Here is a 21953-nt window from a genome sequence, read left to right as displayed (position 1 = left end):
GTAGGACATCGCCAGGCTTTGAACAAATATCTACTAAAGCAAATCAATAAGACTTTAGCTAGGTAACAATTTGCGGAGGGATGGCTGAGTGGTCGAAAGCACCGGTCTTGAAAACCGGCAAGGGTTAATAGCCCTTCTAGGGTTCAAATCCCTATCCCTCCGCCACTATTAAAAAAGCCCGCTGATTTTCAGCGGGCTTTTTGCTATCTAAAATTTGTACAGTTAACTGTTAACTATTACCAACGTACTTCTTCAATAATCGCTGCTTTTAATCGTACCTTCCGCTACCATCTTTGCATGCTTACAGTAATCAGATCATGTTTAACTCTCTATCCTTTACTAGGGAACTTATTTTATGGATGACAGTGTTAATTCGTTAAACCACAAGATTCTCACGCTGCTAGGTAAAGGCAGTTCAATCGATGACATGCAAGTTATTCAAGAGTTGTGGGGAGGATATGGCCAACTGTTGCGCCTTACTTTGACGGGTCATAAACAAAGAAATAGCATTATCGCCAAATATATTCAGTTACCAGAACTTGATAAGCTTGCACACCCAAGAGGTTGGAACACTCCGCTATCTCATCAGCGTAAGTTAATGTCATACCAAGTAGAGTTCCATTGGTATGCTAATTATGTAAAAAGAATGCCCACAGGTTGGGTACCAGAATGCCTTTCGTCCTTCAAAGAGGGCAGTCATTATTTATTAGTCTTGCAAGACCTTAGAGATATAGGCCGAGCACGAGTTGTCACCCAAGCGACGCAAAGTGAGATAATGTCTGTTCTAAATTGGCTAGCCCAATTTCATGCTTTTTGGCTTGGTGAGCGGCCTGACGGGTTGTGGGATCAAGGGTCATACTGGCACTTGTCTACACGTCTAGATGAGCTTCTTTCGATGACTAATACGCGCTATCAACGAGCTGCTCGAACATTAGATAAACTGTTAGAGGAATGCCCATACAAGACGATTATTCATGGTGACGCTAAGCTCGCAAATTTCTGCTTTGAAGAGGAAGGCGACGCGGTTTCTGGTGTTGATTTTCAGTATGTCGGAGCAGGAGTTGGCGTCAAAGATGTTGTGCTGTTGTTGACTAGTGTGCTCGATTTTAATAAGAGTGATATCGATCTTGCGCCTTATTTATCTCATTATTTTTCGTCATTAAAACATGCGCTAGAGGTCTATCAACCCACGGTGGAAAGTCGCGAAGTCTGTGAGATGTGGTCGAGGATTTTTGATTTGGCTTGGGCGGACTTTCAGCGATTTTTACTGGGTTGGTGTCCAACGCATTGGAAAGTGAATGAATTCACGATGGCGTTGACGGATAAAGCACTGGAGCGTCATGGTTTGTGAGTGATAGTAATGAAAAATAAAAGCACCCCAATAGAGGTGCTTTACTGAACAGTGTGATTGTACCTATCTAGTTATCTATCTATTAACGTGAGTGCTTTTCGTGATACTTCGCCGGCTGCCTTGGTCATGTCTTGTTTCTCCAAGGTATCGGCTAGGTAAGCATAATCAGACACGTCAGGACGTATAGATAGCGCTTGTTCGAAGTGTTTCTGAGACTCTGGCCAATTTTCATCACGGAAATAAAATTGGGCCAATGCACTGTGTGCAAGTGCATTGCTAGGGTGCTTCTTCAGAGTATCTTCTAATAAGACAACAGCTGGGTGTGAATCAGCTAAGTTGAGCTCAGGCAATAGTGAATAAAGGTCATCACTCGGCTGCTTACGCAAGGCTTCTTTAATGACCGTGAATGCCTCGCTATCAGATTTACGAGCGATAAGCTGTTTAGTAAAGCAGCTTATGAGGTGTGAACTCTGACGCGTCTTTCTTGGCAGCTTATCCCAATGAGTAATCAGTCCTTCGCTGCCTTGTTGCGTCGCAACATCTTGTAAAAGGCCACATTGAGCTCGCTCTTCTAGTTCATTCTGTTCAAGCTCTTCGATTAGCTTCGCTTTCTTTAATTTAGGTAATAAATCAATGAGCGGTTGCCATTCTTCCAATGCTTGATAGGTTGACTTAAGCAAACTCAGGACAATTGTATTTTGTGGGTGCTGTTGCTTTAGAGACTCTAAGATCGGTAGCGCTAGTTCATATTCTTCTTCGCGAACTGCTTGCTTTGCTCTCGTCAGTTCTACTGCGAGATCTGAGTTGTCTTGTTGAGCTGCAAGTGTTAGATAATGGTCTCTTTTCGTTTTATCACCTTGGCCAAGTGCAGCTTCTGATGCCACTAAATAACACAGTAATGGCATGTCATGATGGTTCGCCCAGCGTGTGACTTTTTTCTCCGCTATTTTCCAGTCACCTTCAAGTAACTTGATGATGCCTTCATTGGTATAACGTCTCGAGCGACGTAGCTTCCTGACGCTAAAGTAATTGAATGTCGAAACGCTCGTATAAAGTATTTTTTTAACGATATATTCAAGTAAGAACAATGCAGCAAGAGCGCCAATAACAAAGATGACTAATGTCGTTACGCTCATTTCGATGGTTTGATTAGCTATCGATATTAAGACATATCCTTGCTGGCCAGAGAATTGAGTGCCGACAAACAGCCCTGCACCCAGTACGACAAAGAGAAAAATTAATCGAATCATTTTTTCTCCTCCGTAATGATAGTGGTTACCTCTCGACGCAAGCGCTCTGTGATGACATCAGAAAGTTGAGCTTGTGTTTCCAGCTTAACGGGATAATTGACTTGGATGTTCTGAGCACCTAATTTGCTAAGTGCTGCGCTAAATTCTTTAACCGTATTATTGTTTTGATCGAAGAACGAGTTTGACCATTGGTCGGCTGCTTCCAGTGACACCTTGTAAATTTCACTTTGTTCCTTATAAACAGCTCGTATGGCCGTTTCTATTTTTGATTTAACATTCTCTCTTAGATAGAAATGCTGAGAAGGAGACAGAAGTGGAATCACATTGCCATCACGAGTTCTAAAGGTAATGAAATTTTCCGAGAAATCTTTCAATGATGTCATTAGATTGTCTTGCCAATCGTAGATATCATTTGATACTGCCTGCTTTTTCACCTCGGGTGCATCAGGAAGTATCGCATTGGCAAGAGGCAAGCTATCAACTTGTTGCTGAAGCGACGTAAGACGAAGCACCAAGCCATCTCGGTCGATTAATGGGATGGTTCTTAGCTTGGTAATGTCGTTTGCCATTGATTGTCGCAGTGAGACTAAGCTTGGGTCGTTGAGCGCAGCAATACGCTGGTCTGCTGATTCCATTAAGCGGGTGGCACTGACCGCGTCATGTTCTAAAAATAATTTGCGTCCGGCTAGTTTAACTAAGTAATCGGCTTCCGCAAGAAGCCAGTCATTTGGGCGACGTCCTTTGACGTCGGCAATGGCTAGCTGCAAGCTTTGAATACTTTTTTGTTGTTGCTCTAGTATGACTTCTGCTTTATGAGTGACAGATTTTGCTTGATCTAAAGTCTGTTGTTGAACGACCTGCAAGTCGGTTGCAACTGATACTTGGGTTTCTTTGAGCTGAGACTCGAGTGTGGCGATACGAGCTTCGTAATTTCCGGCTTGTTGTTGCATTTGGTAGCTGAGTCCACCGCCAAAAATGATGGCGATGACAATCGCGACCGCGCCGAGTTTAACGCCTCGTTTGCCTTGTTTCTCTTCAAATTCAGGTTCTTTTTGCGGAGCCGGTTGTTGTTGAGTCGCCTCTGTATTGTGAAAGGTATCTTCACTTGGCTTTTCTGTGGCTAGCGCCTTGACGTCTTGTTGGTCTGTAGACTGGGATTGCTCGTCTTTATTTTTGTTCGTCATGCTTAAGTCCTGTTTCTAAGCGCTGGAGAGCAGCAAATAATGTAGAGTTCGACGCACCTTGCGTTGTTATCACGTTTTTAAATCCGTGCGTCTTAGCAAGTTTAGCTATACGTTCACTGGGAACGAGTAGCGTTAATTGAGTAAACCAGAAGGCAACTGGTTGAGGTGACTGCGCGATCAAATAGTCGAGTTGTTCACCACTTGTTACGATGATAGTTTCTAGTGCTGCCGATTGCCATTTATCTATGTCGTTGGGAGATATGGGGATCAATGTACGGCGATAGACTTCAAGGTAGCTAACTTTGGCGCCTCTTTGTGTTAGCTGTTGGAAAATTAATTCTCGGCCACCATTACCTCGGAGAATAACAATCTTCTTTTCAGAAACGTGTTTTAATTCAGGTAGATTAAGCAAATTTTCACTATCACTTACTGGGGGATAGTGTACGTTCTGTTCGCTATAATTGCTTAAATCATGTGCGGTTTTTTGACCAACCCCAAGATAAATTCGGTTTGTCGGCCAAGTGATGCCATATTCTACAAGGGTTTGGTGAGTGTGGCTGACTGCAGCTGGGCTGACGGCAATGATAATATCGGCCGACTGAATTGTCTCACATAAGGCTAGACTGGGCTTCGTTGGTGATAGCCTAATGAGAGGATAGTGGAGGGCTAGCCCTCCCACCTTTTTTATGAGCTCGCACAGTTCAGTCCCAGCAGGTTCAGGACGCGTTACAAGCACTTTCATGAGGCGTTACTCGTGGTCTTGGTATAGTTTTTCTAGGATCTCTTTCGCTCCTTGGTCTAGCAGCCTATTTGCCAGTTCGATTCCAAGTGCTTCTGCATCCTCTCTGCTGCCATGAATATCCCCACGAACAATGACAGAGCCATCGGGTTCGCCTACGAGTGCTCTTAGCCAGATGCTATCGCCATCTAATAGTGAATAGCTACCGATCGGTACTTGGCAGCCACCTTCTAGCGTTAGGTTCATTGCTCGTTCGCACAATACTCTATCCGCCGTATCTTTGTGGTTTAGTGGACGAAGTAGCTCAATGAGTCGCTCATCATCGAGACGACATTCAATACCGACCGCACCCTGACCTACAGCGGGCAGTGAGACTTCAGGCTCAATAAAGCTAGCAATGCGAGAATCCAGCTTTAGGCGTTTTAGGCCAGCGGCGGCAAGAATAATAGCGTCATAGTCACCGTTATCGAGTTTCCCTAGACGAGTACCGACATTCCCTCGCAACTCTTTTATCTCTATGTCTGGGCGCAGTTCTTTGAGTTGGCATTGACGACGAAGGCTGCAGGTTCCGACAATCGCGCCTTGTGGCAACGCATCAATGTCTTGGTAAGTATTAGAAACAAAGGCATCACGTGGGTCTTCGCGCTCACATATGGTGACAAGCCCTAGACCTTCAGGGAAGTCGACCGGTACATCTTTCATTGAGTGGACAGCAAGGTCTGCACGACCTTCAAGCATGGCAACTTCTAACTCTTTCACGAATAGTCCCTTGCCACCGACTTTTGCTAGCGGCGTATCGAGAATGATGTCACCCTTTGTCACCATCGTCACCAGTTCGACTTCAAGTCCAGGGTGGGCTGCGATCAGTGCATCTTTTACATAATGAGCTTGCCATAGGGCTAGAGGACTTTTGCGGGTGGCGATTCGGATTGGAGTGGCTTGGTTCATGTTATTCTCGTTAGCATTGTGTCTCGATAATGGATTAATCCTATCACTGTCTTTATGAAATGATTAGCGATTTCCCTGACGCCGAATTTTGGTCTTGTGCCTGACATCACAAAGATTATCAATAGTGTGAGATTTATCGCATTTGTCACAACGAGTACTGTTAGAATTGTCCACGACAATTTTGGATGTTCATGGCGGTTCTCTGGGGTTGATGGTACTGCGGAGACGCGGACTATTACTTTACCCGTCATGATAAAAATGTTACATTGATCACGTTTTTAAGCGATAATTGTTTAAGATCCATGCGATACAGCTAATGGATCCAACCTAGGAATAACCTTTGCAGGCTTACACTAATATTCTTATCCAAAGACTAGATAAGCTTAATCAACAACGTATTGAGCGCGCGTTGGCGCTTATGGATCTGCAAGGGCAACGTGTATTTCAACTTATACCTGCGTTATTCCATTTCAATCATCCTATTATTCCCGGTTACTTTGAAGACTCAAGTCCTAGTGGATTATACGGCTTTGAAGCTAATACCCTCCAGCAACAGTTCATCGATGATATCCAGCTTGCGCTCGGGCAACCATTACCATCACCAAATGATACCGACATTCTTGGCCTTTACACGATGGGCAGTACCTCATCAATTGGGCAAAGTACGTCGAGTGATCTTGATATTTGGGTGTGTATTTCACCCAATATGCCGACGGATGCACGAGAAAAGCTCAGTAACAAGTGTTTACTGATCACTGATTGGGCGCAAGGGTTAGGGGTTGAAGCTAATTTCTTTTTGATGGATGAAGAGCGTTTTCGCAGTAACGTATCCGAAGAGATGACTGGAGACAACTGTGGATCATCTCAACATTTGTTGCTGTTGGATGAATTTTACCGCTCAGCTGTCCGCCTTGGTGGTCAACGTTTGTTGTGGCAAATTGTCCCTCCAGAGATGGAGGAATGTTACGACGAGTATGTGGCTCAACTTTGTGATGAAGGCTACGTCAATTGCGATGAATGGATTGATTTTGGTCGGTTGAATCGCATCCCCGCGGAAGAATATTTTGGTTCAAGCCTTTGGCAGTTATACAAGAGTATTGATTCGCCTTATAAATCGGTACTGAAAGCCATCTTGTTAGAGGCCTATTCGTGGGAATATCCGAATACCCAACTTTTGAGTATCGATACCAAACGTCGATTCTTTACGCATGAACCTGACCTCTATGGTATGGACGCGTATTACTTAATGCTCGAGAAAGTGACGCGCTATCTCGTGCGAATCGGCGACCATACACGTCTAGATTTGGTCCGTCGTTGTTTCTACCTCAAAACACATGAAAAATTATCGAGAGACCCTGGTATTGGTTCAGTGCCTTGGCGACGTGAGGCTCTTGGCTTAATGACAGCTGAGTGGCAATGGCCTCAATCTGTGTTAGAAGAATTGGATAACCGACGCAACTGGAAGGTAGAACAAGTCATGGTCGTGCATAACGCCTTGCTTGATGCCTTGATGCTGAGCTATCGAAACCTTATTCAATTTGCACGACGTAATGACATTACCTCAGCGATCAGTCCCCAAGACATTAGTATTCTTGCTCGTAAGTTATACGCAGCGTTTGAGGTACTCCCTGGTAAGGTCACACTTCTTAATCCGCAAATATCCCCAGACTTGCATGAACCAGACTTGAGCTTCATTGAAGTCAAAGAGGGGAAAAGTTACTCAGCGGGTTGGTATCTATACAAGCAGCCTTTGATAGCTCACCGCTTGTTAGGTCAACCGGCACTGCAGCACCATGAATATCTCAGTAAGTTAGTATCATGGGCATTCTTTAATGGCCTGATTACGGAATCCACGCACCTAAACTCTGTCGTGCGCGATGCTCATATTGATATTGATAAATTTTATCAAATGGTGAGTGACCTACGTAACACCTTTTCTCTTCGAAAGCGGCGCCCAAGCATGCAAGCATTGGCAAGCCCTTGTGAAGTAAGTCAACTGGCGATGTTTATCAATTTCGAAAACGACCCAACGAGCTCGTTGTCTGGAAAATCGTCGAGAGTTGATTTGAAGAATGTCGACATCTTTAGCTTTGGTGAACAAGGTCAAAGCTTGGTTGGATCAGTGGATTTAGTCTATCGAAATTCATGGCATGAGGTGCGAACGTTGCACTTTAAAGGTGATACCGCCATGCTGGATGCATTGAAAACCATATTGGGTAAAATGCACCAAGATGCTTTACCTCCAGAGTCTGTGGATGTGTTTTGCTACAGCAAAAACCTGCGTGGTGTGTTGAGAAATACGATTTATCAACTGTTGGCAGAATGCATTGAAATGCGCTTGAAGCCAGTCGATCAAGAAAAACGTCGTCGCTTTAAGGCGATCAAGCTTGCTAATCAAATGTATGGCTTATTCTTTGAGCGTCGTGGTGTGTCAGTACAGAAGCTTGAGAACTCTGTGGATTTTTATCGCAGTATCTCAACAAATAAGCTTCAAGGCTCACCATTATTAATGCTTGATCGTGAAGACGAGTTTCAATTGCCGCAAGCGGTAGATGGCTTTGCGAGTGAAGGCTTAATTCAGTTTTTCTTTGAGAATACTGACAGCGGGTTCAACATCTTCGTTCTAGATGAGTCGAATCAAGTTGAGGTTTATCATCAGATGCGCGGCAGTAAAGACGAGATGATTTCGAGCGTTAACAGTTTCTATACCTCTAACGTTGATAAAAATGACGGGATGGCCAATAAGCTGATTAACTTTAATTTGCCTCAGTACTATCAGATTATTCATCCGGAAGAGGGAGAAGCCTATGTCATTCCTTACCGTAATGACGCTTCTCCAAACTCAAGACCATCGAAAGCGGTGAACGCTTAAGCCCATTCTATTTCTTCATCTGCGTGCTTCTCGCATTCAGATTTGACCATCGCCATAAGCTCAACACCCGAGCGAGAACAAATCCAGCTATCTCCGACGAGTTTGAAATGGAAGCCTCCTGACTTTGAAGCAAGCCATATTTCATGCATCGGTTCTTGACGGTTAATAATAATCTGGCTGCGATTCTCAAATTCTAGAGTCATCACGTTACCAGACACCTCATAATCGATGTCTGCACCTGAATCATCGATTGCTTCTTCAATGTTTTGCATTTGAGTATCGACGAGTACGTGAAATTCCGTGTCGTTCATTTTGTTATCCTATTGCATTTCTATTTCGTGGTGCGATTATAGGGGGCATTGAATCAATAATCACGATATGCAAAATGAAAAAGACGATCACGGCAATATTTATGCTCGTGGCAGTTACGTTAGTGGGTTGTGGCCAAACTGGACCACTTTATCTACCAGCCGACGAAGCCCCTGCGACAGAGCAGACACAATAGTCATCGCCATATTTTAAAGGAATACTCGATTTGGATTACTTCAACTATCAGGACGATGGCCAGCTTTGGGCTGAAAATACGTCGTTAACACAACTTGCCGAGCAATATGGTACCCCTCTTTATGTGTATTCTCGCGCCACGTTAGAGCGCCACTGGAATGCCTTTGATAAATCGGTGGGTGAGCACCCGCACTTGGTGTGTTATGCCGTTAAGGCGAATTCAAACCTTGGTGTGTTGAATACGCTTGCTCGCCTTGGCTCTGGCTTTGACATCGTTTCTGGTGGAGAGCTTGAGCGTGTCATTGCTGCCGGTGGCAACCCTGCTAAGGTCGTCTTCTCTGGTGTCGGTAAAACGGCGCAAGAAATGCGTCGTGCGTTAGAGCTCGGTATCAAGTGTTTTAATGTCGAATCTGAACCGGAGCTAGAGCGTCTTAACCAAGTCGCAAGTGAGCTTGATGTTATTGCGCCAATTTCTCTGCGTATTAACCCTGATGTTGACGCTCATACTCACCCTTATATTTCAACTGGCCTTCGTGATAATAAGTTTGGTATCGCTTTTGAGCGTGCACCTGACGTATACAAGTTTGCGCAAGGCTTGTCTCATTTATCCGTGCAGGGTATTGATTGCCATATTGGTTCGCAACTCACCGACATCGCTCCATTTATTGATGCGACAGACCGACTATTGGCGCTTATCGACCAGCTTGGCGAAGACGGCATACATATCCGCCATCTTGATGTAGGTGGTGGTTTAGGCGTGGTGTATCGTGATGAGTTACCACCTCAACCTTCTGATTACGCAAAAGCGTTATTAGCGCGACTTGATAATCACCCTGAACTCGAGCTTATTTTTGAGCCGGGTCGTGCGATTGCGGCAAATGCTGGAGTTTTGCTAACAAAAGTTGAATTCCTCAAGCATACCGAGCATAAGAACTTTGCGATCGTTGATGCTGCCATGAATGATTTAATGCGACCTGCGTTGTATCAGGCGTGGCAAGACATTATTCCAGTTGCGCCGCGTGAAGGTGACGCCTTAAGTTACGATTTAGTGGGGCCAATCTGCGAAACCGGTGATTTTATTGGTAAAGATCGAGCGTTGGTATTAGAACAAAATGATTTGCTGGCGGTTCGCTCTGCGGGGGCTTACGGCTTTGTGATGTCGTCGAACTATAATACGAGACCAAGAGTGGCCGAGATTATGGTAGATGGCGACCGATCTCATCTTGTGCGTCAACGTGAAACGTTGGCAAGTTTATGGGAACTTGAAAGCATCTTACCGGAGTAAAGAGACACTTATGCATTTCCACTTTTCTAAAATGCACGGATTGGGTAATGATTTTATGGTCGTTGACTGTATTACCCAGAATGTGTTTTTCTCGCCGGATCTTATTCGTCGACTGGCGAATAGGAATACGGGTGTCGGCTTTGACCAGCTATTGATTGTTGAAGCCCCGTATGACCCTGAAACGGATTTCCATTACCGTATTTTTAATGCTGATGGCAGTGAAGTGGAACAATGTGGCAACGGTGCTCGTTGCTTTGCCCGCTTTGTGCAAATGAAAGGTTTAACGAATAAATACAGCATCAGTGTCAGTACCAAGAAAGGGAAAATGGTCCTTAAGCTTGAAGAAAATGATCTGGTGACGGTAAATATGGGACAGCCTGAATTTGAGCCTAACAAGATCCCATTTAAGGCCAAGCAAAAAGAGAAAACCTATATTATGCGTGCGGAAGATCAAACCTTGTTCTGCGGCGCCGTCAGTATGGGAAATCCTCATGTTGTGACCGTTGTTGATGATGTGGACACCGCTGATGTTGATCGCCTAGGACCAATGCTTGAATCTCATGAGCGTTTTCCCGAGCGAGTGAATGCTGGATTTATGCAGGTCGTAAACCGCAATGAGGTTAAGCTCCGTGTCTATGAGCGCGGTGCTGGCGAAACTCAAGCTTGCGGCAGTGGTGCTTGTGGAGCAGTAGCGGTGGGCATTAATCAGGGTTTGTTGGATGAAAAAGTCACGGTTCGTCTTCCTGGAGGCGACCTGAGTATCTCTTGGCAAGGCGAAGGACATCCTTTGTTTATGACAGGCAGTGCAACGCACGTTTTTGATGGGCAGATTTCCTGTTAACCAATAACCCATTATACTAATGGCGGGCACCGTTTTCGGGCCCGCCATTTTTTCGCGTCTTCATTAATGAATGACACTAGAGACAAAGAATCAAAGGGAAGCATTTTGTCTGAGTTTGAAGCCGATCCCCTGAGTGCAGAACTGACTGCAGAAGTGGTGGCACAGTACCTATTCGACCATCCTGACTTTTTTAAAGGCCGAGAGAGCTTGGTCGAGAGATTATCACTGCCTCATCAACAGCAAGGTGCGGTATCGCTTGTGGGCATCCAAATGCAACGCCACCGCGACCGTATTGAGGCACTTGAAGAAGAAATCACCACCTTGATGTCACTTGCTGCGCGCAATGATAAAACGTTTTATGAATTTATGTCCTTGCAGGAAAATCTGTTGAAATGCCGTGACCTTCAAGGGGTCGTGCGGGCAATTATACAAACAGCCCAAGACCTGAACTTAAAAGGTTACCTAAAGTTATTAAATAGTGACAACGGTGGTGACTCGTTATCAATGGAGAGTTGGCAGCGGTTTACTACTAATCACCTGAACGGTAAAGATGCCTACCTTGGCCGCCTTAGAAAAGCGGACAGAGAGTTGCTCTTTGGTGATACAACGGTACCTGAATTAGGGTCTTATGTTGTGTTACCCCTTAAACGTCAGTTTGCTCAAGGATTTTTAATTTTCTCGAGTGAAGATGGCGGCCATTTCCAACCTGAAATGGATACCTTATTTTTAAGACACCTTTCACTAATCGTCTCCTATTTGTGTGAGAGCTTGGAATGGCGTCAGCTTGAGGAAGAGAATGTCAGACCAAGTACTGCCTAGAAGCCTGCAAAATCCACTCGAGCGTTTTTATGAATACTTGCGCAGTGAAAAAGGGTTGAGTCTTCATACACAACGAAATTATCGTCAGCAGCTCGAGACGATGGGTACCCATCTTTTTGAGATGGGAGTGACGGAGTGGACACAGGTTGATGCGGGTTGGGTTCGTCAATTGGCAGGTAAAGGCATGCGTGAAGGCATGAAAGCCAGCAGTATCGCCACGCGCTTATCCTCACTGCGTAGCTTTTTTGATTTTTTGATTCTTCGTGGCATGTTGAGTGCAAACCCAGCAAAGGGTGTCAGTGCACCAAGAAAGCAGCGACCGCTGCCGAAAAATTTAGACGTTGATGAGATGGCGCAGTTACTTGAAGTGAATGAAGACGATCCATTGGCTGTTCGTGATCGAGCCATTATGGAAATCATGTACGGTGCTGGACTGCGACTCGCTGAATTGGTTGGGATTGATGTTAAACACCTGAATATGTCGAGTGGCGAAATCCGTGTTATCGGTAAAGGTGATAAAGAGCGTAAAGTGCCTTTCTCCGGTCAGGCGGTTGAATGGGCAAAAAAGTGGCTAAAATTGCGAGGCGATATCGCACAATCGGGTGAGCCTGCTTTGTTTGTCTCAAAGCTTGGTACACGGATCTCCCATCGTAGTGTACAAAAGCGCATGGCAGAATGGGGACAAAAGCAGGCCCTTGCGAGCCACGTTAGTCCCCATAAACTCCGTCACTCTTTTGCGACACATATGCTTGAGTCCAGCAATAACTTGCGGGCCGTTCAAGAGTTGTTGGGGCACGAGAATATCTCAACCACGCAAATCTATACACACTTGGACTTTCAACATCTTGCTCAGGCATATGACCAAGCCCACCCTCGTGCAAAAAAGAAGAACTAAGGACTGATTTATGCGTTTTTATCGCAACCTACCGACCATAAAAGCGATGACATTCGATCTGGATGACACCTTATATGACAATCACCCGGTGATTGAGAGGGTTGAACAGCAAGCGGCGCATTGGTTGTATTCGAAACACCCAATCAGTCAACAATGGGATAAAGCGCGCTGGCACGCATTTAAAATTGAATTATTGGACGCACATCCTGAGCTTAAGCATGATGTTACAAAGTGGCGTGAACAACAGATTGTTCAGGGATTAGTGCATTTGGGTTACGATGTACCCCAAGCTCAGCAGGTAGCGAATGAATTGATTCAGCTTGTTCTACACTGGCGAAGCGACTTTGATGTTCCACATGAAACACATCAAGTGCTTAAGGTATTGAGTCAGTCTATGCCGCTGGTGGCGATGACCAACGGCAATGTAAACGTTGAAGCGATAGGCCTTGCGCCCTATTTTTCATTGGTACTAAAAGCCGGGCCTGATGGTCGAGCAAAACCACATGCCGACATGTTTGATAAAGCCGCGCAGTATCTTGGCTGTGAGCATTCACAGATCCTTCACGTCGGGGATCATGTCATCACGGATGTAGCGGGAGCGAAAAGGCATGGCTTTAGTGCATGTTGGTTCAATGATACGGACCAAACGGCGCGAGCAACGGCAAGGCTAACCACATTACCAGACATAGAAATCTGTGATTTGAGATCATTGTTATCGCTTACTGTACGTTGATATAAATAGTGATGCGTCAGTCTCATCGTGACGAATAGGATTGCTCAACTTACGTAGCGAGTTCTGCGCCGGTAGGTTCTTTCCCATTTTTCAATCAATCGGCGCCTATAAAAAGGCGCCGATTATGTTTGTCGCTATGGGCTCTATCATACTGCTCTATCGAGCATGCCCGCAGCGCTCAGCTTGATAGCGCTGTAGATAGTCGCCAAAAAAAACTCGCATGTCTTGCGCGGTATTCTTACTCTCTACTTCGTGAACCAATTGAGTCACCACCTCAAAGGTACATAGATTACCACTTTGTTGGTTCCGCCTTAGCTGGTACTGGGAAGCTTCTGCTGCTTCAATGCAGACTTGCGGTAGGGTTTGTAGCCATTGACTGCGATTCAACATCTTCTTCGCTTCTTGCCATGTTGCATCCAGCACGATGAAGTGGCTTGGTTCTGGGTGTTGCTGCTGCCATTCAGCTAACGGAATGCTGCTTGGTGAGGGAAAGACGAGTACCGGTGTCTTGCCTGATGTCATGTATTCAGGGGGTGGCGCTTTTCTTTCCCATGGCTCGATATGTGTACAAGGGAGCAACCGTTTGACGATTTTTCCCGTATTCGTGCTACGCGAGAGCTCATTGGGGTGCGTTAATAAGGTAACCATAAGATCGCTATTGATCGCTGGGATCGTCGCGCAATAACAGTTGTGAATAAAACCACACTGTCGGCACGGTGTGGTTATCACGAGAGGCTCATTCATTATCATCGACTTTTGTAGAGTGTTAGGCCACCGTTACTGATGGGGTAGAGAATATCGCCAACCTTTTCTTGTGTTGTCACTAATGCGTCATCTTGACGGTCAAAAATTCGCTGAGAAACCAGATATTGTTGCTGGTGACGTGTCATCACGACTTGTACCTGCTTATTATTGAGTTGCTGCCAAAAACCACGCTCTTCAGTTGCGGGTGATTGATCTGCGTAGTCATAGCGAGTAATGGCCGTATGATCGGCATTGAGTGTCATGGAAACCGTGAAGCCAGTGTTTTCTGCAGACTGCGCCGTGTAGGTATCGACCCAGCTTAGGGTGCTATCACGATTAGAGACGGTTGCACAGCCTTGGCGAGACCGGTCACCCATCACGAATGCGGCGCTCCAGCCGTAAAGTGTATCACTCATCGTGTCATTGCAAAGTTTGCCCGTCATGGTGAGGCTTGCGTCATCAAACTCGTAACGACGAGTGTTCTGTGTAATTTGTTTTGATTCTAGTCTTAGTGGCTGTCGGTCTTCGCCCATCTGACTAAATTGTGCCAGTTCAGCGTTTTCGAACGTGAGATTCCAGAATGGCTCGTTACCTAAGACTTGAGTGGGTCTCAGAGGTTGATCGCAGCGTTTTGGGTTCTCTGCGGTGATCATATTGACCTGCTTTACCACAAAGCGGCCGGTGTAATCTGAGTCAAAGCCTCGATGGCTAGGAGCCTCAAGATACCCAATGACTTCGGCATAAAGAGTTTGATAAGGGGCCTTCGATAGTTTCTCTGCCGCTTCACGAGCTTCCTTAGGCAGCTCTAACCAATACTGCTGAGCACTACCACAGGGCTTTATTGTTCTCGATTCATGCCCGACGATAGCTTGGCCGCGTATGAGATAAGTTTGAGGAACCACCGTCTCTGGACGCTTAAGTTCCGCGCGTGGCTCTGCAGGTTTGGCTGTGTCATTGGATGCGGTATTGAAAGATGAACACGCTTGCAGTAATAATACCAGCGGTACTGCGAGTGTTAACCGTGACATTTTCATTAAATACTTCCCTTCGTGAGTCGATGTAAACAAGGACTATTATGGCATATTGGCTATTCAAAACAGAGCCGGATGAATTTTCTATTGATACGTTGCGAGTAAAAGGCGCTTCCTGTTGGGAGGGCGTCCGTAATTATCAGGCTCGTAATATGATGCGAGATGAGATGCGCGTCGGCGATAGGGTGCTCATCTACCATTCATCTTGTAAGCACATTGGTGTGGCTGGTTTGGCCAAGATCACTAAAGAGGCCTATGTTGACCATTTTCAATTTAATGTCGACAGTGATTATTACGATCCCAAATCCACACTCGATAATCCGCGTTGGTTAATGGTAGATATTGAATTTGTGGAAAAGTTCAATCGAGTGGTGCCACTTAGCGTGCTTAAGTCGATGCCTGAATTGAGTGGTATGCCATTGGTAAAGCGAGGAAACCGTCTATCGGTGATGCCAGTCCGTCCGTCGGAGTGGACCGCTATCTTAGAGCGAGCAGGGGTGTCTTGGAATGAATAGCGATATTTTGGAGTGAACCGCTAGGTCTTGGAGTGAGTTGGCATGTCTTCGCGCGAGTTAGCCAGTAAGATTAGACTTGCGTTAATCAAAGACAAAAGAAGTAAAAGACTCCCATGCCCATAAGTAGGTGACTAAACCTATAGGGGTGAGCACAGGAGTGGTAATTCTAGCCGCGTGAAATAAGGTGTTGTTTTAGGTATTCAGCAACAGCATCGTCAGCGTTGGTGCCTATTACTTCATTGTTTGGCAGTGCTTTTTTTACTTTCTCGTGAGCATTCTCCATGACAAGACCTTTGCCCGCCATGGTCAGCATTTCAGCATCATTCATACCGTCACCAAACGCGATACAGTTCTCAAGACCAAGCCCTAACTTTTCAGCGACAGCTTTGAGTGCCTCGCCTTTCGATACATCATGAGCCATAACCTCTAGGCACCATGGGGTTGAGAATGCGATATTTAACGTGTCGCCAAATTTAGCGATAAGCGCATCTTCTAGTAGGACGAGTCGCTCGTGGTCTCGGTTTTCGTCGGTAACAAATATTTTAGCGATACCTGTATTTGGGGCATTATCTGCGTCAAATAGCTGGTATGTAAAACCAGTGTCGGTGTGGAACTTTGCCAATGTTTCATCTTCTTTATTCAGTAACCATTGCTCGTTTTGGTATAAATGAATAAACAAGCCGGGGTCAGTTTTGAGGACATCAACGACGGACTGCACTTTGTCTTCTGGTAAATCTTGGCTGTAAAGCAGGTTATCTAGCTCATCGTGTACGCGAGCACCATTTGAGGTAATCATATACGCGGGTATCCCAACGGACTCTCTGATACCAGAGACATCGACGTGATGTCGGCCTGTCGCAAATATGAAGGTGTAGCCCTTAGCGTGCAATGCTTTTAACGTTTGTTTGGTATTGTCACTGAGCTGGTGGTTTGGCGCTAACAGTGTGCCGTCTAGATCAGAAGCAACGATATGGATGGAGTTAGATTGAAGAGTCATAGGTCTCTCTGTAAGTTAACGATGATGGGCGAAGAAATTATCTACAGACCTTATTGTATGGCAATCTTCTTGAGAAAAAGAGGGTAAACAGGCCACATAAAACTTTCCTCATTTACCCAAAATACGAACGGTATCATTATGCGCTAGAGGCGGGATTGAAAAATGCGTCAATCGCCTCCATCGCTTGATTTCGATACACATCTTTTTCAAACAACACTTCATGCTTAGCACCTTCAATGACGTTTATCTTTGCCAGCTTGTTCGTTTTGTGTAATTTACGAATGAAGTGTGTTTGTGCGTCGTTGTTGACGATCATGTCGCTGCCAGCTTGAAGCAACAACAGTGGAATCTTCACTTGTCTGGTTTGCTGAGTGCACTGCTTGGCCGCTATCAATCCTTGCCATACCCAGCGGGTGCTTGGACCGCCAATCTTTAGTTCTGGTTTTTGCTCGTAAAGATCTCTAAACCAGCGATAACGCACCTCGCTTTGTGATAATGGATTGATATCGAAGGGCTTAGCAATATAGCCTTGATAGCCCGGTGCATAGGTAGGCACGGGATATACTGCCGTCATGATTTGGGCGACGGTTGTGACGAATGGTCTGAAATAACAAGGGACATTGACGCCGTACATAGGCGCACTAAGGGCTATTTTATCGAAGTTATGCTCAGGTCGAGTCTGGATATAGCGCGTAGCAATAGCGCCGCCCATCGAGTGAGCAAGCAAGTGCCTTTCTTCGTAGTGTTGGAGATCAAACTTGCTAAGCAATAGCTGCATGTCATCTAGGTAATCTGAGAATTCGCCAATATGGCCCATCTCAGGGTTCGGCGCGAGATGAGTCGACATTCCTTGTCCACGATGGTCAAAGGAATAAATATCGTAACCCAGCTGATAAAAGTCATAGAATAGCTCTTGATATTTCCATACCGATTCGATTCTACCATTAACGACAACTAAGGCTTTACGATGGTTTGGGTTGGTTAACTTGCACCAATAAAGGCTGGTACCATCTTTGGTTTTCTCTCGCCCTTCGTGGCGGCACGCCCAAAAATCTGCTATTTGTGCGTGAATAACTTGCTCAAAATCCTGCTCTTGAGTATAAGGGTTGCTAACTAAATTTGAGTCGGTCATTAATTAACCTGTGTGTAGTGTTGGACTATCAATTGACGACCCCGTTTAGTCTCGAGTCGAAAACAGAATAAATACTCTTCTGCTGATAAGAGTAAATCAGTCGTAAGGAAATGCAATGGATTATCATGTTTGGCTTGCTTATGTTGTCACCGCTATTGTTTTTAGCCTGGCACCGGGCTCTGGTACGGTAAATTCGATCAGTAATGGTCTTAATTACGGGACTCGAAAATCTCTTGCTGCAATTGCAGGCTTGCAGATCGGGCTGGCATTTCACATCATTTTAGTTGGCGCGGGTATTGGTGCGCTGATAGCAAAATCGGCGATGGCCTTTACCATTATCAAATGGGTAGGTGTGGCGTACCTCATTTGGTTAGGGATCCAAAAATGGCGAGACACCTCAAGCTTAACAGCGGATGCCTCACATGATACGCGGTCGACGTGGACATTGTTACGCAGTGCGGTGCTCATTAACCTGACCAACCCGAAGTCAGTGGTCTTTTTAGTGGCCTTGTTTCCGCAATTTATTGACCCTACTGGTAACCAAGTCACACAATTGATGATCTTAGGGGCAACGACCGTTGTGATTGATGCTACCGTCATGTTGGGCTACACCTCTTTAGCTTCTCGGATGGGGCGCTATATTCGCTCTGGCCGAGTAATGGCTAAGATAAACAAGGTGTTTGGTTCTATGTTTATTGGCTGTGGTGCGTTACTTGCAGCGGCGAAGTCTTAGTGCGACTGTTGCAGTCATGAATACCACCTATGTCGCTCGCCAACCTATATTTAATGCTCGTCGCCATACATTGGGCTATGAACTGCTGTTTCGAGACGGTGATAACAATGCCTTCCCTGGGCACATTGAAGCAAATAGAGCGACATATAGGCTGATTACAGAGAACTACCTGTCACTTGGCACAAACCCCATCATCTCTTCTTCTCGATGCTTTATTAATTTCCCTCATCAAAGCTTGATACGACGCCTACCACTCATGCTACCCAAAGAGAAAGTCGTCGTAGAAGTACTCGAGACCTGCACGCCAAATCAAGAGCTATATGATGCGGTTCGTGAGCTATATCGCGAGGGCTACACCATCGCGCTTGATGACTTTGTGTATACCTCGGCTTGGGAGCCGTTTCTTCCATTTGTTCATATTGTGAAGCTCGATATTATGGCCATGGGGGTCGAAAAAGCATGCACCTTTGTTCAGCAGCAAAAGCAGAAAGGAAGTACTCGCCATTACTTGGCTGAGCGGGTTGAAACGGAACAGGAATTTATATTAACCAAGCAAGCGGGCTTTAAGTTTTTCCAAGGTTTCTTCTTTAGTAAGCCTATTATGCAAAAGCAAGTGTATATCAGTGCTGCACAGCTGGTGGCTATGGAGTTATTCCAACAGGTATGTCTATCAGAGGTAGACTTTGATCAGGTAGAAAAAATCGTCGCTAAAGATGTGGTACTGTCCTACAAGTTACTGCAATTTGTTAATACGATGAACCCTCGCTTGGAAGCGGAGATCACCTCTTTTCGTCAGGCGCTGATTTACTTGGGTCAAGATAAACTTAAGCTATTTGTTTCCTTGACGGTGGCCTCATTTATTTCTAGCACCAAGCCCAAAGCGCTGTATGAGCTTTCGCTACAACGAGCCCAGTTTTGTCGTTTGATGACCAAGTACCCGCCGTTCACCCAGCATCGTGACCAAGCGTTTATGATTGGATTATTTTCCATTTTGGACGCATTGATGGACCTATCGTTGGATAAGCTCATTAAGCAGCTGCCATTATGTTGTGAGATTAAGGGCGCGCTGCTTCAACGTGAAGGGCCTTATGGCCAATTATTGGCATTAGAGGAGTGCTTTGAGGTGGCTGATTGGGATGGCATGGAGCAACATCGGCAAACCTTAGGGCTCACTCAGCAATCCGTGTATTCAGCGCTGGCTGACGCACAGCGCTGGAGTCAAGATGTACAAGCCATTGATGGTCATTGATTTTCACGTCTCTCACTATTGTTTTTCATTTTTGTGCTGACTAGGTAATACCGATAGCATATTCTGGTAAGCCATTTTTTCGGCGACATGCGCAGGTAACGCCGATAGGACCGGGTCCCAGGTACTTAACGCGGTCTCTTGATAACCAAATGCACCCACCACATCACTTCCAATCATAAACCGCTCTGGATACGCTTCGATGAGTGATACCCAGCGCCTGTCTAATTGTCCTTTTGGCATAACAACATCGATCAATGACCACGAGGCTAAGATGTATAAATTGTCGTGTTTACTGAGTAACGAGGCCACAGTTTGATAGAGGAAGCGCATATCAATGGTTCTGGTTAGTGTGCTGGTGGTTCCCGCATGTGCCCACAAAAATCGTGTCTCCGGGTGCTGTTCCAATGCTTGAGTGAGCTCTTCGATGTACAGGGGTTCATTTTCTCGCTGTGAGGTAATATTGGCATGCAGTAGGACGGGGAGATCATATCGAGCAGCGACTTCATAGACTTTGTGCAGAGCGGGGTGGTTCGCTCGTGGCTTTTCATCTGCAGTTAACGCGGTGAGGTGATCGTGCCTCGTAATGACCTCACCGATGCCTTGCCAAAAGTTAGGGCGAAACGTCAGTTCTCGTTCAATGTACTCAGCGGCATTGAGATCGGTAGTGTTGAAACCGCTAAGAAAAGGATGGAGGCGATCTTGTTGTGCTTTAGGCAATGATTCCACTTCTCTCGCCACTAGTTCATCGGTGTGGGAGTAGTAATAGACCGGTGCATCATCACCATAAACGAAACGCGGTGCTTTGGGTTGAGAGTGGTCCCATTTTTTTATGACAGGGAGGCCCATTACATAGGCATGATCGATATCAAGCATATCCATATTATCGATCAGTGCTTGAGCGCCCTCAGAGCGCTGAAAATAATCCACGAGATGAACTTCAGCGTCATTGACTTTACCTTGGTAAGCCGCACTGCAACCCGTGGACGCGTAAGCAAAAAGTAGTGGTAACCACCATGAATAATGATGAGACTTGTTCGGCATGAGCTGACATCCTTGTTCGTTAATAGCACTACGCTAGCATGACTCACTCAAAGGGTAAATTGATTAGCATTAACCCATTAATTTAATGACTTATTATCGCCATCCTTGTCTAACGACTTAACGAAAAGTGCAAAAATTTATCACCTTGGTAAGTCAGTATGCCTTTATCGCCCGGGGTTAAGTGATGATAATAATGAACACCGACCTGGAACTCTCGTTTTATGCCAAAGCTGCCTTTTTGGACGTAGACCCAGTACTCGTCATCGTCTGTTGGCTCTGGTGTTGGGATGATCTGTTTATCTAAAATAGTGATGGCGATTTTTTGCTCTGGAGCATTAACACCATGGACGTGCTGTCTTTGAGTTTGAAAAAATAGAAAAGCAGTAATGATAATTAATACTGCAACGGCAATCACTAATGAAATAGGCATATACTCTCTCCGAACCCAAAGCACAATGGGGTAAAGATCGCATAAAAATCGTAGAAAATATGGATAAATTAGTTGATTTGCTTCAAATTTGGGGTCATATCACACAAAATCTTATTGGCTTAGGCTTAAATCTTTACTTGAATTTACCCAACAGTTGTCGAAATTCTGATACAAATAGATAACAATGCAATAATGAGTGTGCAGAGGATTAGCCAGCGAGATTTCGGCTCCACACATTGTGCTGGTTGTGGGAGGGAAGCATATGTCAGATATTGAAAGCGTGGTGTTGCAAACACGGCGCATAGAAAAACTATTGCGACAACAGTATCGAGCTGATGGAAAAGGGTTGCATCAGCTCATTACAAGTTGTGAAGAACGATTGCCTCATGATGTAGTGGGTAAACTGAGATATATTGCGACCATTCGCAATAAGATAGTGCATGAAGATGACTATCAACTTGATGATAAACGTAGCTTTATGCGCACTTGTGCTGAATGTGAACAAGAGCTGACACCAAGAAGCAGTCGATTTGTTTGGCGTGCTGCTGTGTGGTTAATGGCGTTAATCACAATCATGGCGATGGGTTTTTATTATATCCACTGGGAGAAGGTACTGCATATCCTTTCCAAGTAAAATCAATGACATAAAAAAAGGGACGC

The 21953-nt window shown here is 45.3% G+C and carries 23 protein-coding genes and 1 tRNA gene; 13 read left to right on the top strand and 11 right to left on the bottom strand.

From position 1 onward, the window contains the following. Positions 1 to 74: 74 nt before the first annotated feature. Positions 75 to 165 (top strand) — tRNA-Ser (locus tag AB4405_RS16425). Positions 166 to 355: 190 nt separating this feature from the next. Then, positions 356 to 1351, top strand: coding sequence for a phosphotransferase (locus AB4405_RS16420; RefSeq protein WP_372061868.1), 996 nt, complete (start codon positions 356 to 358; stop codon positions 1349 to 1351). Between the two features lie 71 nt (positions 1352 to 1422). Here AB4405_RS16420 and AB4405_RS16415 read toward each other — a convergent pair whose 3' ends face one another. Genes AB4405_RS16415 through hemC form a run of 4 tightly spaced genes read right to left on the bottom strand, consistent with a single transcriptional unit; the run spans position 1423 to position 5472 of the window. After that, positions 1423 to 2601 carry a heme biosynthesis protein HemY gene (locus AB4405_RS16415; protein ID WP_372061867.1) on the bottom strand — a complete coding sequence of 393 codons (1179 nt, stop codon included), beginning with the start codon at positions 2599 to 2601 and terminating at the stop codon, positions 1423 to 1425. Continuing rightward, a complete protein-coding gene (locus AB4405_RS16410; protein WP_372061866.1) occupies positions 2598 to 3785 on the bottom strand; it encodes a uroporphyrinogen-III C-methyltransferase in 1188 nt (395 codons plus the stop codon). Before AB4405_RS16410 ends, AB4405_RS16415 begins: the two co-directional genes overlap by 4 nt. Beyond that, positions 3769 to 4527 (bottom strand): uroporphyrinogen-III synthase, encoded by a 759-nt coding sequence (locus tag AB4405_RS16405; RefSeq protein ID WP_372061865.1) that lies wholly within the window; start codon positions 4525 to 4527, stop codon positions 3769 to 3771. The genes AB4405_RS16410 and AB4405_RS16405 overlap by 17 nt, the downstream gene beginning before the upstream one ends. A gap of 6 nt (positions 4528 to 4533) precedes the next feature. Continuing rightward, a complete protein-coding gene (gene hemC, locus AB4405_RS16400) occupies positions 4534 to 5472 on the bottom strand; it encodes a hydroxymethylbilane synthase (RefSeq protein WP_372061864.1) in 939 nt (312 codons plus the stop codon). 340 nt (positions 5473 to 5812) lie between these two features. Here hemC and AB4405_RS16395 point away from each other — a divergent pair, with 340 nt between their 5' ends. Further along, positions 5813 to 8344, top strand: a complete 2532-nt coding sequence (locus AB4405_RS16395) for a class I adenylate cyclase (RefSeq protein ID WP_372061863.1) — start codon at positions 5813 to 5815, stop codon at positions 8342 to 8344. On the opposite strand, the gene cyaY is transcribed toward AB4405_RS16395, so the two are convergent. Further along, positions 8341 to 8655, bottom strand: coding sequence for an iron donor protein CyaY (gene cyaY, locus AB4405_RS16390; RefSeq protein ID WP_102470779.1), 315 nt, complete (start codon positions 8653 to 8655; stop codon positions 8341 to 8343). The genes AB4405_RS16395 and cyaY overlap by 4 nt on opposite strands. A 74-nt stretch (positions 8656 to 8729) precedes the next feature. Here cyaY and lptM point away from each other — a divergent pair, with 74 nt between their 5' ends. The 6 genes from lptM (at position 8730) to yigB (ending at position 13421) form a co-directional block, all read left to right on the top strand. Then, entirely contained in the window at positions 8730 to 8849 is a 120-nt protein-coding gene (gene lptM / locus AB4405_RS24410) for an LPS translocon maturation chaperone LptM (protein WP_408063639.1), read from the top strand. 30 nt (positions 8850 to 8879) lie between these two features. Beyond that, positions 8880 to 10133 carry a diaminopimelate decarboxylase gene (lysA, locus tag AB4405_RS16380; protein WP_102470778.1) on the top strand — a complete coding sequence of 418 codons (1254 nt, stop codon included), beginning with the start codon at positions 8880 to 8882 and terminating at the stop codon, positions 10131 to 10133. Between the two features lie 10 nt (positions 10134 to 10143). Beyond that, positions 10144 to 10974: a diaminopimelate epimerase gene (dapF, locus tag AB4405_RS16375; RefSeq protein WP_102470777.1), complete on the top strand. Its 831-nt coding sequence runs from the start codon at positions 10144 to 10146 to the stop codon at positions 10972 to 10974. A gap of 66 nt (positions 10975 to 11040) precedes the next feature. Next, positions 11041 to 11793, top strand: a complete 753-nt coding sequence (locus tag AB4405_RS16370) for a DUF484 family protein (protein WP_198593092.1) — start codon at positions 11041 to 11043, stop codon at positions 11791 to 11793. Further along, positions 11771 to 12688, top strand: coding sequence for a tyrosine recombinase XerC (gene xerC / locus AB4405_RS16365; RefSeq protein ID WP_372061861.1), 918 nt, complete (start codon positions 11771 to 11773; stop codon positions 12686 to 12688). The genes AB4405_RS16370 and xerC overlap by 23 nt, the downstream gene beginning before the upstream one ends. Before the next feature lie 10 nt (positions 12689 to 12698). Further along, positions 12699 to 13421: a 5-amino-6-(5-phospho-D-ribitylamino)uracil phosphatase YigB gene (yigB, locus tag AB4405_RS16360; RefSeq protein WP_372061859.1), complete on the top strand. Its 723-nt coding sequence runs from the start codon at positions 12699 to 12701 to the stop codon at positions 13419 to 13421. Positions 13422 to 13577: 156 nt separating this feature from the next. On the opposite strand, the gene AB4405_RS16355 is transcribed toward yigB, so the two are convergent. Beyond that, entirely contained in the window at positions 13578 to 14165 is a 588-nt protein-coding gene (locus AB4405_RS16355; RefSeq protein WP_157933734.1) for a tRNA-uridine aminocarboxypropyltransferase, read from the bottom strand. 2 nt (positions 14166 to 14167) lie between these two features. Then, positions 14168 to 15199 (bottom strand): COG3650 family protein, encoded by a 1032-nt coding sequence (locus tag AB4405_RS16350; protein WP_372061857.1) that lies wholly within the window; start codon positions 15197 to 15199, stop codon positions 14168 to 14170. A 41-nt stretch (positions 15200 to 15240) separates the two neighbouring features. On the opposite strand from AB4405_RS16350, the gene AB4405_RS16345 reads away from it, so the two are divergent. Next, complete coding sequence (locus tag AB4405_RS16345) at positions 15241 to 15711, top strand: EVE domain-containing protein (protein ID WP_372061856.1); 471 nt, start codon at positions 15241 to 15243, stop codon at positions 15709 to 15711. Positions 15712 to 15877: 166 nt separating this feature from the next. On the opposite strand, the gene AB4405_RS16340 is transcribed toward AB4405_RS16345, so the two are convergent. Next, entirely contained in the window at positions 15878 to 16708 is an 831-nt protein-coding gene (locus tag AB4405_RS16340) for a Cof-type HAD-IIB family hydrolase (protein ID WP_372061855.1), read from the bottom strand. 136 nt (positions 16709 to 16844) lie between these two features. Then, entirely contained in the window at positions 16845 to 17840 is a 996-nt protein-coding gene (locus AB4405_RS16335; RefSeq protein ID WP_372061853.1) for an alpha/beta fold hydrolase, read from the bottom strand. A 115-nt stretch (positions 17841 to 17955) separates the two neighbouring features. Between AB4405_RS16335 and rhtB the strand changes: the two genes are divergently transcribed. Together rhtB and AB4405_RS16325 are read left to right on the top strand one after the other, a co-directional pair. Next, the gene (gene rhtB / locus AB4405_RS16330; RefSeq protein ID WP_372061852.1) at positions 17956 to 18573 is read left to right on the top strand and encodes a homoserine/homoserine lactone efflux protein; all 618 of its coding nucleotides are present in this window, start codon (positions 17956 to 17958) and stop codon (positions 18571 to 18573) included. Between the two features lie 16 nt (positions 18574 to 18589). Further along, a complete protein-coding gene (locus AB4405_RS16325; RefSeq protein ID WP_372061851.1) occupies positions 18590 to 19822 on the top strand; it encodes an EAL and HDOD domain-containing protein in 1233 nt (410 codons plus the stop codon). A gap of 15 nt (positions 19823 to 19837) precedes the next feature. Here AB4405_RS16325 and AB4405_RS16320 read toward each other — a convergent pair whose 3' ends face one another. Both AB4405_RS16320 and AB4405_RS16315 read right to left on the bottom strand, forming a co-directional pair. After that, complete coding sequence (locus AB4405_RS16320) at positions 19838 to 20863, bottom strand: amidohydrolase family protein (RefSeq protein ID WP_372061850.1); 1026 nt, start codon at positions 20861 to 20863, stop codon at positions 19838 to 19840. A gap of 109 nt (positions 20864 to 20972) precedes the next feature. Beyond that, positions 20973 to 21293, bottom strand: a complete 321-nt coding sequence (locus AB4405_RS16315; protein WP_372061849.1) for a DUF2500 domain-containing protein — start codon at positions 21291 to 21293, stop codon at positions 20973 to 20975. A gap of 262 nt (positions 21294 to 21555) precedes the next feature. Between AB4405_RS16315 and AB4405_RS16310 the strand changes: the two genes are divergently transcribed. Beyond that, entirely contained in the window at positions 21556 to 21927 is a 372-nt protein-coding gene (locus tag AB4405_RS16310; RefSeq protein WP_102470765.1) for a DUF4145 domain-containing protein, read from the top strand. Positions 21928 to 21953: the final 26 nt, after the last annotated feature.

This window comes from Vibrio sp. 10N.261.51.F12, assembly GCF_041471725.1.
Lineage (GTDB): Bacteria > Pseudomonadota > Gammaproteobacteria > Enterobacterales > Vibrionaceae > Vibrio.
This window is presented reverse-complemented; position numbering and strand designations above follow the sequence as displayed.

What these genes read in the sequence shown, in the direction of transcription:
- AB4405_RS16405 (WP_372061865.1), bottom strand. Translation starts at nt 4,527, where the DNA reads ATGAAAGTGCTTGTAACGCGTCCTGAACCTGCTGGGACTGAACTGTGC.
- yigB (WP_372061859.1), top strand. Translation starts at nt 12,699, where the DNA reads ATGCGTTTTTATCGCAACCTACCGACCATAAAAGCGATGACATTCGAT.
- lptM (WP_408063639.1), top strand. Translation starts at nt 8,730, where the DNA reads ATGAAAAAGACGATCACGGCAATATTTATGCTCGTGGCAGTTACGTTA.
- AB4405_RS16410 (WP_372061866.1), bottom strand. Translation starts at nt 3,785, where the DNA reads ATGACGAACAAAAATAAAGACGAGCAATCCCAGTCTACAGACCAACAA.
- cyaY (WP_102470779.1), bottom strand. Translation starts at nt 8,655, where the DNA reads ATGAACGACACGGAATTTCACGTACTCGTCGATACTCAAATGCAAAAC.
- AB4405_RS16325 (WP_372061851.1), top strand. Translation starts at nt 18,590, where the DNA reads ATGAATACCACCTATGTCGCTCGCCAACCTATATTTAATGCTCGTCGC.
- xerC (WP_372061861.1), top strand. Translation starts at nt 11,771, where the DNA reads ATGTCAGACCAAGTACTGCCTAGAAGCCTGCAAAATCCACTCGAGCGT.
- hemC (WP_372061864.1), bottom strand. Translation starts at nt 5,472, where the DNA reads ATGAACCAAGCCACTCCAATCCGAATCGCCACCCGCAAAAGTCCTCTA.
- AB4405_RS16345 (WP_372061856.1), top strand. Translation starts at nt 15,241, where the DNA reads ATGGCATATTGGCTATTCAAAACAGAGCCGGATGAATTTTCTATTGAT.
- AB4405_RS16420 (WP_372061868.1), top strand. Translation starts at nt 356, where the DNA reads ATGGATGACAGTGTTAATTCGTTAAACCACAAGATTCTCACGCTGCTA.
- AB4405_RS16320 (WP_372061850.1), bottom strand. Translation starts at nt 20,863, where the DNA reads ATGCCGAACAAGTCTCATCATTATTCATGGTGGTTACCACTACTTTTT.
- dapF (WP_102470777.1), top strand. Translation starts at nt 10,144, where the DNA reads ATGCATTTCCACTTTTCTAAAATGCACGGATTGGGTAATGATTTTATG.
- AB4405_RS16340 (WP_372061855.1), bottom strand. Translation starts at nt 16,708, where the DNA reads ATGACTCTTCAATCTAACTCCATCCATATCGTTGCTTCTGATCTAGAC.
- AB4405_RS16355 (WP_157933734.1), bottom strand. Translation starts at nt 14,165, where the DNA reads ATGAATGAGCCTCTCGTGATAACCACACCGTGCCGACAGTGTGGTTTT.
- AB4405_RS16415 (WP_372061867.1), bottom strand. Translation starts at nt 2,601, where the DNA reads ATGATTCGATTAATTTTTCTCTTTGTCGTACTGGGTGCAGGGCTGTTT.
- AB4405_RS16315 (WP_372061849.1), bottom strand. Translation starts at nt 21,293, where the DNA reads ATGCCTATTTCATTAGTGATTGCCGTTGCAGTATTAATTATCATTACT.
- rhtB (WP_372061852.1), top strand. Translation starts at nt 17,956, where the DNA reads ATGGATTATCATGTTTGGCTTGCTTATGTTGTCACCGCTATTGTTTTT.
- AB4405_RS16370 (WP_198593092.1), top strand. Translation starts at nt 11,041, where the DNA reads ATGAATGACACTAGAGACAAAGAATCAAAGGGAAGCATTTTGTCTGAG.
- AB4405_RS16310 (WP_102470765.1), top strand. Translation starts at nt 21,556, where the DNA reads ATGTCAGATATTGAAAGCGTGGTGTTGCAAACACGGCGCATAGAAAAA.
- AB4405_RS16350 (WP_372061857.1), bottom strand. Translation starts at nt 15,199, where the DNA reads ATGAAAATGTCACGGTTAACACTCGCAGTACCGCTGGTATTATTACTG.
- AB4405_RS16335 (WP_372061853.1), bottom strand. Translation starts at nt 17,840, where the DNA reads ATGACCGACTCAAATTTAGTTAGCAACCCTTATACTCAAGAGCAGGAT.